The following is a 12,888-nucleotide window of genomic DNA, read 5'->3' as shown; positions in this document are numbered from 1 at the left end:
GCTTCCAGTAATTGTTTGCCACTTTCGGTATCGGGTTGTGGAATTGTTTCTTCAGTGATAGTTGCATCGATTTCACCATAAACGGAAGTTGAACTTACAAAAAGTACATTTTGAACAGTTGATTTTTCAATATACGGAATTAGGTTTTTTATCTTTTCGACAAATTCCTTTTCGTTTACAGTCTGTAGATCATCTTTTTTTCTTCTCAATTGTGGGGGAATATCGATTATTAGAGTGTCACTTTTCAAAAGAAAATTATCAATATTGCCTGTTATACTTTTGCTGTCAAGCGCAACCAAAAAAGAATCAATTCCCAATATTTCTAACTGAGAGATCTTTTCTTCTGAAGTTGTTGACCCTTTTACGATATAATTTTCCTTTAATAAGGCTTTCGCCAAAGGCAAACCCAACCAGCCGCAACCTAATATGCTTATTTGATTCATCTCTTATAATTATATGTCTAAATAAAAGCGCACTTTGTCTTTCACAGTACCACCAAAGCGACGGTAAAAATTAATTGCTCTTTCATTGAATTGTGGTGTGTGCCATTGCATATTGACACAGTTTTTAGCTGTAGCAATCTGTCTTAATTTTTTGATTATGGCTTCGCCAATTCCAAAACCACGAATTTCCTCCGCGAGAAATAAACAATCCATATAGAGAAAAGTACCTGCATTCCAGGTAGAAAAATCAATAGTATAGGATGTATAACCAACTACTGTTCCATTGACTTCTACGACTAAACAAAATAAACGCGGATGCATGCTAAATAGCTCTTCTTTGAGTTTTTCTTCTTTCCCTTCCGGATTATAAGAAGCTTTTTCGTATTCGGCATGTTTTATACACAATTGAATCACTTTGTTTAAATCAGCAGGCTGGCATTCACGGATTAAGTATTTCATATTTAGATAATATTTGCTTTTTAAAGGATATGGTATCGCTATATCTTTATTGGTGTTGCCAACAATGTTGTTATAGCGATTTCATTGAAGATTAATTTCGGTTTGTAAAAAGCCTATAAAATGATTGAAATAATCGGGATATTCTTTTTCGTTTCTAATGGCTATGAAATGTTTTCTTTTTAATCCGTTCTTGCCAATTTTTACGGCTTTTAACGAACTATTTTTTAAATATGGCTGCAATGCCCATTTTGCCATAGACATAACGCCCATATCGGCTTTAACCATTTCGATGGAAGCTTCGGTAAGTGGTAGCGGAGTGATTTTTTTTGGTGTGACTTGAGCCGGTTCCAAAATCATTTGATGAATTGTAACGGTTTCCATCGGCAACGAATGAATGATTAAATGCTCATTGGCAAAATCTTCGGCGACCACATATTTTTTGTTAACCCAAGGATGATTTTCTGAAACCGCCATCACAACCTCATCTTGAAAAAGTTCCAGGTATTTTATTTTATCATCTTTGATTTGGTCACTAACAATTCCAATATCGATTACATTATCCAAAAGTTTTTGCAAAGGATAATGAGTGGCTTCGGTGACGATTTTCAGTTCAATATTTGGATACAAATCATGAAATTGCTTAATCACTGATGGCAACCAATGGTAACTCGAAAAGCATTCGGTACTGATTCTGATTTCGCCAAATTCACCAAAAACCATTTGCTTGATTTGGAGTTCTGCTTCCGAAAGTTTGTCCAGAATTTCATTGGCAATTTGATATAATTTTTCACCGGCTTTGGTCAAAGTCAATTTTTTATTCGCCCTTAGAAATATTTTGGTACCCAATTGATATTCGGCTTCTTTGAGTTGATGGCTCAGCGCCGATTGTGTCAAATGCAGTTTGTCAATCGCCTTTGTAATGCTTCCTTCTTCAACAATTGCTTTAATCAATTTTAGGTGTCTGATTTCCATTCTCTGAATATTATTTTACACAAAGGAACAAAATTTATACTTGGATTTGTATGAAAATAATTCATCAAATACATGAATTCTTTTCGTTTTTATTAGATCGATAGTTAACTTATTTTTGAATCAGTAAACAATCTTAAAATTAAAATATGGAAGATCAAATAAAATATTACGAAAACAAATTGTCTTACGAAATGGATCCTTCTGACTTATTTGACGCATTGAATAATGGCGAAAAAGTAATCGCTCTCGATGCACGAAAAGCTTTTGGATTTGAAGCAGAACATATTCCGAATGCTATCAACATACCTCATCGTGAAATGAATCCGGAAACTACCAGTCATTTAGACAAAGATATTTTGTACGTGACCTATTGTGACGGAATTGGTTGTAATGCTTCTACTAAAGGAGCTTTGAATATGACCAAACTCGGATTCAAAGTAAAAGAATTAATCGGTGGAATCGAATGGTGGAAATTCGATGGTTACGCCACCGAAGGTACCAAAGGAAACAACACAGGATTAAAAATTGAATGTGCTTGTTAGAAGAAGAATTGTTTCGCAGAGACACACAAAGAAAAAAAACAGAGACACACAAAAGTCATTTATAAAACTTCGTGTATCTCTGTGTTTACTTTGAGAAGCTTTGCGAAATAGGGTCTACCTAACTCTTAAAGTATCTTTTACAACTTTTAAGCTATCAACCATTTCAGGTTTTATTAAAGCAGGATTAACAACAGGAGCTGCAATTTTTTGTGCTCTTTTTATTTTTTGAGTAATCACCACCGCATCATTCAATACAAAAGGAGTTGGCATCATCCAGTCTTGTCTTGGAGTCATCTCAAACAATGGATTGGTCATCAAATCAAAAGAGCTTTCCACGACATCCATGTCTAAAACAGTTGCTCGGTTGATTGTGAATTGTAAAACCAAAGGTTCATTATCGACAACATAATAACTCAAAAGTTTTCTGCCATTTCTCTCCAGTTCGTTTCCTTCTTGGCCCAAAGCCGTCACACCATTGGCTTTGAAATTAAAGAAACGCATAATTTCATTAGCAAAAATATCATAGCGATTTACTTTTCTATTTGGAGTGATTTGTATTTTCAAAAACCTTTTGTAGCCTACGACACTATCTTGTAAAAAAGTAATGTTTGGTTTGGCAATTTCTTTGTTTTCTGCCTCGATCGCATAAGTAAACTCCGAATTGTATTTGCTGAATAGCTTCAAATTATTTAGTGGTTTAGCATTTTTTGGAGTTTCAGTCAAATAGGTTTTTGTCCAGGAATCTAGATTAGTGTCATAGGTTGTCCAATACGATCTGTTTAGATCAACATTGTAGAGATATACCAAACTATTCGATTTTGCTTTTCCTGATTCATAACCAGATTGATATTGTGCTTTTGCAAAAAATAAAACCGCTCCCAAGAAAAAGAATAATGACCAGATTCCCTTTTTATGGAAATCACCAAAAAGAGGTAGTAATAACGCAAATGTCAAAACAGTTAAAATAGCACTCCCAAACAACACTTTCAATCCCAAACCAATAGGAAACATTTCGATAAATGGAGCAATAATCAATAAAGCGGGAATACCACAAATAAGATTGACAATCCAATTTGACCTTTGGCTAAAAATAAAAATAGCAAAAGCAAGCAGACCAAAAAACACAGGAATAATCAAAAATCCTGCTCCTGGCAAACTATTAGCAATAAACCCATTAATCACAATCCAAAATAGGAGTGGAATAACATAATGATTCATTGTTATTTTTCGTTGCGAGGCTATTTTATAAAAGAAGAAACAAATTGAAACACTAAGCAATATGAAAGCCGCAATATAATCGTGTCCATTATACGTAAATCCATTAAGCAAATCATTATATTGGGGATTGATCAAGAGCAATCCTTTCCAACCATAATAAGTAACCAATCCAACCACAATTAAAGCACCCAAAAATGGAAAGAAACCTTTCATGATATCTTTCATCTTCAGTATGCGTTTTACTTTGCCAATAAATACAAGTATGATAAGCAATCCGACAGCGATAAATGTCATTGGTATCACCCATTCAAAAGGATAACTGATAAAAGTAAACGGAATTGTAAAATAAACGAAGTCTTTCTCACTAACGGTACTATCTAAATTGGCATTCGAAAAATGATTCAGCAACGGCATTAAATACGAACCTTGATGTTTCAAAGAGTTTCTGTCTAAATGCTCAACATCATCTTGCTGTGTATGATAGTTATAATGCCCATCTATAAAAGCAAAATTAAAGCCTTGAATATTGCCTTGTTCTCTAAAAACAGTTAAGTCAGTATCATTTGGTAACATTTTGTAAATGCTGTACATCAAAGAATTTGATACAGGATAAGTCGCACCAGCTTTAGAAAATTCATTTACCAGACCAGCATTTCCTTTGTTGGTTTCCATCAGCATATAGCTTGGCCCACCAGAACCGCGAGCTTCAAAATTGATGGCCAACCCAACCTCTTTTGCCCATTGATGCTGAGTAACAAAAAGTGCAGCACCGTTTAAACCCAATTCCTCAGCATCTGTAAATAGAATGATAATATCGTTTTGATGGTGGGTTTTGGCATTCAAAAAGGCACGAACACCTTCTAGAATCGTTGCCACGCCCGAAGCGTCATCACTCGCACCATGCGAAAACGAATGTGGTGCGCTGTCATAATGAGAAAGGAGCAGTAAAGCTTTTCCTTTTTTAGAACCTTCAATACGGCACATGATGTTTTTGGATTTAACCAAATTCCCCCAATCTGTTAATGTAAAACCTTCCTGAACAGTAGTTTCCAATCCTAGTTTTTGTAGCTCTTTGATGATATAATTGGCAACGACTTCGTGGTTTTTGGTTCCCACATAGTGCGGTTGTTTGGTCATCGCCGTAATATGTTCCAAGGCTCTATCGGTCGAAAACTCTGTAACTTTTTTTTCCTCATTTGGGGACCAAGATGGCGTCAAGAAACCAAACAAAAAAGCCAAAATCCCTATGACGAGGGCAACAATTACAAGAGAGGAATAATTTTTTTTCATTATATTGGGGTATTAAATATCTTTTTTAACAAGCATATAATAATCATTGTCCAAAACCATATAGCCTTGATCATACAGAAAATAGTAGGTATTTCCAGTTTTGGTATTCAAAATATTGGTGAAATAATCAAAATCAAAACCTTTGCTTATTAGTTTTGCCCGTGTTGTTTTTGATTTTCCGTCAACATTTAGCTCTGACAAAATTCGGTAATTTTTACGCAATTTGTTATTGATATTGCGCATATAATTCGTGCTATCTTTATTTATTTTATTATTGTACGCATTTCGACAGCCGTCACTACAAAATTTCTTGTCTTCGCGACCTATAATTTTTTCACCACATTCAAGGCAGGTTTTCATAATTAGTTATTTTAGGGGTTGTTGAGGGGGATTATTAGAAATTAAAAGTTTTATATCACACAAATTTTTGAATTAAAGAGTTGATGTTTGTTATTAAAACCCCAATTTCTTAAAACCGCTGTTGTGCGATGTATTTTCTATATTGATTCCAGTTTTTTAATTAACATTTCCGTTGTTGATTTCTTTTGGTTTATAATAATTAATTGACTTTTGTCTTCTAAAAGGATTTTATAATTAAATTCCTTTTCTGAATTGAATTTCCAATTTTTAAGTTCTTTAAATTCTTTTGTTATTAGGTTCAATTTTTCTTTGTTATTTTTTGAAACTATAATCACTTTTGTAAGTGATGTTTTTTTCATTTTGTCAATTTCATTTTTAGTAATTTCAGTTTCGAAATCTGTACTTGAACGATAAGGATACTTTTGGTCAATTACTTCAAAGTCATTTTTGTTTTCAGAAATTACATATCTATATGTCATTATGTTATCAAGTTCATTTATCCAATTCGGAAAATTTTCTTCATATTGTTTGATATAATTATCAATGAAATTTTTGTCAACTGCTTTTCTTTGAGAAATATATTCATTTACTAATGGATAAATTTGTTTTGCCATTAAATTAATATATTTTTGATTATACCATTCTCCAGTATCAATTTTCCCATCAAGTTTTTCAAATACATATCCATTTCCTAATGAAGTTGCTAAAACTTCATTCAAAAGTTGGTAAGCATAATTACTTGATTTTGATTTGTTTTTTTTGAAATTTTCATCAATTTCAGTTTTTACTTCAAGAGATTGCTCGTTATAAATTATGTGAAAAATTTCGTGTAGCATAACACTAAATAAATCTTTATAATCTTTTAAGTTTGTTTGAATTGCACATATAAAATTGTTGTAAAACGCTTGACCAGTATATACTTTAGAATTAGGCAATGGATAAAATGCAACTACAAATGGAATTGAATTATCCCAACTCGAATTATAAAAAATCAAACCAGTTTCAAAATAATTTTCTATTTTATTTTCGGTTGAATATTTTGTGATTTCGAAAATTTGTTGTTCAAACTTTTCTTTATTTGGGTTATAAATTAGTTCGTTATATATTGGAATGAATTCTGTAATTATTTCTGTTAGTTCATTCAAAGTTTTGTTTGTAACGATTCCAATTGAACGAAGTTTAAAATCTTTTAGGTTATCTGTTTCGATTAAGTTTTTTTTCAAAATATCTCTAGTTTGCATAGGAATTTTTGAGCCATATGGAAACTCTTCAAATTCATAACTATAATTGATTGATAGTTTATCAAATTTTGAAATTAAGTTTTTAAACTTTTCAGTATTATATTTTGATTTAATAAATTCAGTTTTGAAAACATTTTCAGGATAGTTTTCAGATAAGTTTTGAATGAAAACAAAAACTGCCAATTGTTCCGAATATTTTATCTCAAATTTTGGTTTTTGAGCAAATGTCAAAGTTGAAATTGTACAAAATATAATAGCTAAAACTCTGTTTTTCATTTAGTTTCGTTTTTTTTCAAAATATCTGCCAACTTCCGTATTACACTCAAAGATATTAAAAATCCGTTTACAAACGCTTACAAAATAGATGCTTTATGAAGTAATCATTTGGTAATTATTTTACAAATAACTCAACCACCACTTTTCTTTATGATTTTGTTTATAAACATCAAACTTTTTGCAAATAGGATAAAGTACAATGACAATACCAATCCAAATTAAATAAACGGTAATGAGATTAAATCCATAACCTCTTAACTCTGGAACTAGGCCTGTAAAAGAAGGTAGAATAAAAAGTTTCCAACCAAATCCGGAAAGTTCTGCAAAAATCATCGCAGTAATATGAATCAGATAAATGTGCAAAACGAAATAAAAGAACGGGACTCGTCCAAATGTGCTAAAAAAAGCTACTGCTTTTCCTCTAAGTTTTTCGGAGTTGGCAAGGAATAAGAACGTTCCTCCCAATGTCATTAATAGAAATAATAATGAAGGCGGATATTTTACAGGATTCAAAAACGAAATAAGTTCTTTTGAAAAAGTGTCATAATGTTGCCAAGGTCTAGGATCTCCATATAGATTTATTACTCTTAAAATTATAAACAGAATTATAGATGCAAATCCAATCGTATTGAACAATTTTTTTCTTTTGACACTATCATACGATTGATCATAAAACGAACCAAAATAATACCCAAGTCCCATCACTGCAAACCACGGAATAATTGGATAACTAACTAGCAATTGTGTATCTGCTGAAATCTTCACTAAAGTTGGCTGATGCAATATATTCCAAAGTAAATTATTGCCAAAACTCACACCGTCCAAAAGATTATGTCCAAATATAAAGAGAATGCAAAATAGCAATAATGTTTTCCTTGGCAGATGTATTAATCCAGCCAAAATGATCATGCTTATTCCCAAAGACCAAATAACGAGTAAACCAAAAGTCCTAAATTGAACATCAAAGAATAATCCAAATGTCATAACTGTTAGCTCAATAAACACTAACCATAGTCCACGCTTAATTAAAAAACTTGACAATTGTGTAAGCGTTTTTCTTTTCCCAATTAGGAAAGCCGAAATCCCAGCAAGAAAACAAAAAGTAGGTGCACAAAAATGAGTAATCCATCTGGTAAAAAATATGGCTAGCGAAGTTTTCGTTGGATCGGCTGGATCAAAAAAGTTAGACGCATAATGAAAATAATCTCTAACATGGTCAAGAGCCATGATTACCATCACTAACCCTTTCAAAAGGTCGATGGATTCAATTCGATTTTTGGGTAGTGATGTCATATATTTAATGGTTTTGGTTTATTTATGTTTTTCCAAGCCTATTAATTTCATACAAATCGGTTCTGCGGTCTTTTAGAATTCGGGCACTTCCGTGTTCGTGTAATTCTTTTAATAAATCCAAATCTACATCAACGATCAAAGTCATTTCGGTATTTGGAGTAGCTTCGGCTTTAATTCCAGTACTAGGAAAAGCAAAATCCGAAGGCGTAAACACAGCCGCTTGCGCATATTGGATATCCATATTATTGACCTTTGGAAGGTTCCCAACGCATCCGGCAATGGCAACATAACATTCGTTTTCGATGGCGCGGGCTTGTGAACATTGTTTTACTCGAGTGTAACCACTTTGTGTATCGGTTAAAAAAGGTACAAACAAAATATTCATTTCCTCATCGGCCAAAAGTCTTGAAAGTTCAGGGAATTCGACATCATAACAAATCATGATTCCTATTTTCCCGCAATCAGTATCATATGTTTTAAACTGGGATCCACCTTTCATTCCCCAATGCAAAACTTCATTCGGAGTGATGTGAATTTTATAATACATCTCGGAGCTTCCATCCCTTTTACACAAAAAACCAACATTATGCAAAATGCCATTTTCTAAATAAGGCATGCTACCAGAAATAATATTGATGTTATATGAAATCGCAAATTCTTGAAATTTCTTGCGAATCGGTTCTGCGTATTTTGCCAATTCCCTGATAGCTTCGGGCTCTGACAAATGGTTATAATCAGCCATAAGCGGCGCAATGAACAACTCCGGAAATAGTGCAAAATCACTTTTGTAACCCGATACTGCATCAATAAAAAATTCAGCTTGTTCAAACAAAGCAGCCAAATTAGCCAACGGACGCATTTGCCATTGAATTAAACCAAGACGGATAATGCTTTTGGTGGTGTTTATTAATTTAGGACTTTCATCAAAATAAATATTATTCCATTCCAGCAAAACGGCAAATTCTTTGGAATCAACATCTCCTTCCAAATAGTTTTTCATAATTCTGATCACGTGAAAATCATTACTCAACTGAAAAGACAAAACAGGATCGTGTAATTCTTTTCTTTTTACTTTATCAATATATTTTTTTGGAGAAAGTTTGTCAGCATGTTGGTTATAATTTGGAATTCTTCCTGCAAAAACGATCGCTTTTAGATTTAGTTTTTCACATAATTCTTTTCGGGCGTCATACAATCGTCTTCCTAATCGCAGACCTCTGTAATCAGGATTGATAAAGACATCTATTCCGTATAAAATTTCGCCATCTGGATTGTGTGTCGAAAAAGTATAATTACCCGTTATTTTGGCATAATTTGGATTTTTATCTACTAAAATTTCATTTACAATTAACGATAAAGCTGCGCCTACCACTTTTCCATCGGCTAGAATTACCAGTTGACCTTCGGTAAATCGTTCAAGTAAATTCAAAATATCGGATTCTTTCCAATAAGCATTTCCCATTTCGGGATAGGCTTGAATCATTGATTTTTTTAATTCTTTATAATCCTCAATCTTTAGATTTCGCAATTCAACTTTTTTGATTTTGGTCTGCATAACTTTCTGATTTACAACAAATTTAATAATAATTTTCCATTTACAAACGGTTACAAATAGTTACAACCGAAAGTAAACAGTTAGCAACCGAATACTTTTTGGAAACGTTTACATCTTTGCCCTGTCTTTAATAAACATACGAATTGTAGTATTATTATAAAGATATCATATATACACTAACATTTAAATTTTTACACGCCATGAATGCAATGAAAAACAGAGTACAATTAATAGGTAACGTAGGAAATGATCCAGAAATCAAAACTTTTGACGGAGGAAGCAAAAAAGTAAGTTTGAATATCGCTACCAGCGATAGTTACAAAAACGACAAAGGAGAACGAGTAGACCAAACCGAATGGCACACGGTTGTCGCTTGGGGAAAAGTTGCCGAAATTATCGAAAAGTTTGTAACCAAAGGCAAACAAATTGCTATTGATGGTAAACTGACTCACAGGAGTTATGATGATAAAAACGGTGATAAACGATATATTACAGAAGTGGTTGCGAGCGAAATTATGTTGTTGGGGAAATAGATTAACCCATAAAATTGAAACTTATGAATATTAAAATTTTTAATATCCGCCTTGATAATGAGTATTGTCTGAGCGATCAAAATATAATAAACGAGTTTTTAAATTCTGTAGAAGTAAAACTTAGTTCAGCTAATTTTGTCACTAATGAAACTGGCAATTATTGGTCAGCAGTAGTTTTTTATGAACTCAAAAAAGATAGTAAAACCGCTGCTGATGAAAGTGAATTAACGGTTGAAGAAAAGAAAATTTATTCGACTTTAAAATTATGGAGAAGTGAAAAAGCACAACAATTAATGCTGCCTCCGTATATTATTTGTCATAATTCAGAATTGATTTCCATTGCTCTCAAAAAGCCGCAAACACTTAAAGATTTTAAAATGATAAAAGGTTTCGGAGAAAATAAAACATTCAATTACGGGGATGAAATCATTTCTGTTTTAAATGCCCTGTAGACTATGAAATAACCGATATTATTAAAAAAAAATGCCCTTTATAAATCTAAAGGGCATTTTTCTTTTATTTAAGAAGCTTTTTTAATCAAATCAAACATTGGACAACGAGAACAACGTTTCTTTTCGCTTTTCATATATTTCTCGCAACAAGTGGATTTGCAGTTATCACCAGCTTTTAATTTTTTAAGAATTTCTTTTTTGTCCTTCTTTTTTTTCTTGTCCTTCTTCTCCTTTTCTTTCTTGCTCAAAGTAACTGGTATTATGATTATGAAATAATGGTCTATTTTGGTCTAAAGAATTTAAAACCAGTGCAAATGTATTTTATTTTTATCTATTCTAAATAAAATTTAACACATTTTAAAGCAAAAAAAATCCCCAAAAAGACATTATTACTTTTTTGAGGATTTTTTATTAAGATCTCTAAGCTAATTTTATGGAATGTTCCTTACAGTGATAACCCAAAAAAAATTATTTTAAATGAGAATTAATATAAGCTTCTACCGCTTTTAATTCTTCGTCTGTAAAGGTTTTGGTAATTTCTAAATTGGCTTGCATCACCGGAAATTGAGCTGGATCAACAATGGCATCGCTGTCGCCTTTGAGGAAACTAACAATATTTCCGTTTTTCTCTTTATAAATTTTAGCCATTTCCTGAATGCTTGGCCCAACTACTTTTTGATCCACTTGATGGCAAGCAACACAATTTCCTTTTCCTTCAAAAATTTCCTTTCCTAAAACTTCAGGAGTTTTAGTTTCTGTACTTGTTGTTTCAGTAGGTTTTCCAAACGGTTCTTGACTTTCTTTTTTGCAAGACAGAATAGTCAAAACGGCAAATCCAATTAAATATAATTTTTTCATAGTTTAAAATATTTGGTACTTAAATCTAATTCCCTTAAAGTCTTTATCAAATTAGATCATAGCTTTGTTTTTATTCTAACATATTTTCAAGTGGTCAGACAAGAAAAAAGCAACCTAACATAGGCTTTAAAAAAACAGAAGGCCATCCTTTATTAGAAAAGCGTTCTGTTATGATTTTGAGCTACTTCAAATATTTATTCAACATAGATACTAAATTCGAATCGCAATTACTTCATAGCTTCAAATTTGTAGCCGTTAGCAAGTAATTTAGCTACAATTCTACTAGAAAGTGTACTTTCGCCTCCATATGTTTCAAGATCTCCATTTTCCAAACCGGCTGAACTTACCGTCTCTAAACCTGAGATAGAACCTCTTAGAGTAAAATATTTATTATCCGAAGTAATGATTTCGTTTTTGATATTTTTGCCCGTATTTGAATTCGTATACCCTGTTTTGGTGGCATACCAGCTTCCTATTACTCTTGATCTATTTTGTTTTCGACTGTTGTTATCTAATTCGCTGTATAACGACGTCACCTCATATACTAGACTTGGCGGAAAACCAGCAATAAAAACCACGTTATTTTTATTTACTGACCCAATGATGACATTAGTTTGCTTACCATCGACATCTTGCATTTGAAAGATATCACTATTTTTAACTGATACTTTTGCTTGTACCATAAAATCATTGTCAGCTTTTAGTTGATTTTTTGTCTTTAGGTTTGCATCTGCAAATACTTTTTCTATATCGGTTGGTGTGCCATTAATATACTCTAAAACTCCTTTTTCATCTAAACCATTTGCAGATAGAAATTTATATTTTTCATTACAAACACTAGCTAGAATAGCTCTTTGAAAACTCAACCCTTGATCATTTCCATAATCGATTAGTTCATTTGTTTTATTATTACTTAAATCAGTAAGAAGAGACCAATAAACTGAGGATCCATCTAGTAATAATGTATTTTTTCTTTCAATGGAAAAAATTGGTCGATTATCAAGCGATAAAATTTTATAAACTAGTTTTTCTTTGTCTAAAATCGCAACTTCAGTTCCGTCTATTATTATTTTATCTTTCTTGATTTTAATTTCTTGTCCAATTGCATTTACATAAATACACACTATAAGACCCAGTAATATTTTTTTCATTATTTATTGTTTTTAAAATTAATGTCTTCAAAAATACAATTTTTACCGTAATCTTTTACTTATTTAAAAGTATAGCTGCTTCCTTAGCAAAATAAGTCGAGATAAGACTCGCTCCTGCTCTCTTAATACACATCAATTGCTCCATCATAATTTTGTCATTATCCAACCAACCTCTTTCGGCTGCAGCTTTAATCATTGCATATTCGCCCGAAACATGGAAAACAGTTACAGGAACGTTCACAGCA

Annotated in this window: 14 protein-coding genes and 1 pseudogene; 3 read left to right on the top strand and 12 right to left on the bottom strand. The window is 32.3% G+C overall.

Annotated features, from left to right (window positions below):
• The 3 genes from VLC96_RS17940 to VLC96_RS17930 form a co-directional block, all read right to left on the bottom strand.
• The coding region (locus tag VLC96_RS17940) for a Rossmann-fold NAD(P)-binding domain-containing protein (protein ID WP_491700824.1) at positions 1-443 on the bottom strand (443 nt) is incomplete at its 3' end.
• Positions 444-452: 9 nt separating this feature from the next.
• Positions 453-902 carry a GNAT family N-acetyltransferase gene (locus VLC96_RS17935; RefSeq protein WP_325265126.1) on the bottom strand — a complete coding sequence of 150 codons (450 nt, stop codon included), beginning with the start codon at positions 900-902 and terminating at the stop codon, positions 453-455.
• 81 nt (positions 903-983) lie between these two features.
• Positions 984-1,874: a LysR family transcriptional regulator gene (locus VLC96_RS17930; RefSeq protein WP_325265124.1), complete on the bottom strand. Its 891-nt coding sequence runs from the start codon at positions 1,872-1,874 to the stop codon at positions 984-986.
• A 146-nt stretch (positions 1,875-2,020) separates the two neighbouring features.
• On the opposite strand from VLC96_RS17930, the gene VLC96_RS17925 reads away from it, so the two are divergent.
• A complete protein-coding gene (locus tag VLC96_RS17925; RefSeq protein ID WP_325265122.1) occupies positions 2,021-2,416 on the top strand; it encodes a rhodanese-like domain-containing protein in 396 nt (131 codons plus the stop codon).
• 114 nt (positions 2,417-2,530) lie between these two features.
• Here the strand turns inward: VLC96_RS17925 and VLC96_RS17920 are convergent, their stop codons facing one another.
• The 5 genes from VLC96_RS17920 to VLC96_RS17900 all read right to left on the bottom strand — a co-directional run bounded on the left by VLC96_RS17920 (position 2,531) and on the right by VLC96_RS17900 (position 9,649).
• The gene (locus VLC96_RS17920) at positions 2,531-4,924 is read right to left on the bottom strand and encodes a M20/M25/M40 family metallo-hydrolase (RefSeq protein ID WP_325265121.1); all 2,394 of its coding nucleotides are present in this window, start codon (positions 4,922-4,924) and stop codon (positions 2,531-2,533) included.
• Between the two features lie 12 nt (positions 4,925-4,936).
• Positions 4,937-5,284 carry a hypothetical protein gene (locus VLC96_RS17915; RefSeq protein WP_325265119.1) on the bottom strand — a complete coding sequence of 116 codons (348 nt, stop codon included), beginning with the start codon at positions 5,282-5,284 and terminating at the stop codon, positions 4,937-4,939.
• A gap of 137 nt (positions 5,285-5,421) precedes the next feature.
• Positions 5,422-6,801, bottom strand: coding sequence for a hypothetical protein (locus VLC96_RS17910; protein ID WP_325265118.1), 1,380 nt, complete (start codon positions 6,799-6,801; stop codon positions 5,422-5,424).
• A 120-nt stretch (positions 6,802-6,921) separates the two neighbouring features.
• Positions 6,922-8,094, bottom strand: coding sequence for an acetyltransferase domain-containing protein (locus VLC96_RS17905; protein WP_325265116.1), 1,173 nt, complete (start codon positions 8,092-8,094; stop codon positions 6,922-6,924).
• Between the two features lie 22 nt (positions 8,095-8,116).
• Entirely contained in the window at positions 8,117-9,649 is a 1,533-nt protein-coding gene (locus VLC96_RS17900; RefSeq protein ID WP_325265114.1) for a bifunctional GNAT family N-acetyltransferase/carbon-nitrogen hydrolase family protein, read from the bottom strand.
• Positions 9,650-9,849: 200 nt separating this feature from the next.
• On the opposite strand from VLC96_RS17900, the gene VLC96_RS17895 reads away from it, so the two are divergent.
• Complete coding sequence (locus VLC96_RS17895; protein ID WP_325265112.1) at positions 9,850-10,182, top strand: single-stranded DNA-binding protein; 333 nt, start codon at positions 9,850-9,852, stop codon at positions 10,180-10,182.
• Between the two features lie 23 nt (positions 10,183-10,205).
• Positions 10,206-10,634 (top strand): HRDC domain-containing protein, encoded by a 429-nt coding sequence (locus VLC96_RS17890; protein WP_325265110.1) that lies wholly within the window; start codon positions 10,206-10,208, stop codon positions 10,632-10,634.
• A 68-nt stretch (positions 10,635-10,702) separates the two neighbouring features.
• Here VLC96_RS17890 and VLC96_RS17885 read toward each other — a convergent pair whose 3' ends face one another.
• The 4 genes and pseudogenes from VLC96_RS17885 to VLC96_RS17870 all read right to left on the bottom strand — a co-directional run.
• Positions 10,703-10,882 (bottom strand): hypothetical protein, encoded by a 180-nt coding sequence (locus VLC96_RS17885; protein ID WP_325265108.1) that lies wholly within the window; start codon positions 10,880-10,882, stop codon positions 10,703-10,705.
• 220 nt (positions 10,883-11,102) lie between these two features.
• On the bottom strand, positions 11,103-11,492 hold the full coding sequence (locus tag VLC96_RS17880) for a c-type cytochrome (protein ID WP_325265106.1): 390 nt from the start codon (positions 11,490-11,492) through the stop codon (positions 11,103-11,105).
• Positions 11,493-11,719: 227 nt separating this feature from the next.
• Entirely contained in the window at positions 11,720-12,643 is a 924-nt protein-coding gene (locus VLC96_RS17875; RefSeq protein WP_325265105.1) for a hypothetical protein, read from the bottom strand.
• Positions 12,644-12,698: 55 nt separating this feature from the next.
• Positions 12,699-12,888: pseudogene (locus VLC96_RS17870) on the bottom strand (porphobilinogen synthase); the annotation flags it as partial.

Origin of the sequence: Flavobacterium sp. (assembly GCF_035456085.1) — a bacterium.
Lineage (GTDB): Bacteria > Bacteroidota > Bacteroidia > Flavobacteriales > Flavobacteriaceae > Flavobacterium.
The sequence above is the reverse complement of the archived record's forward strand: the minus strand, read 5'-3'. Positions and strand labels throughout refer to the sequence as shown.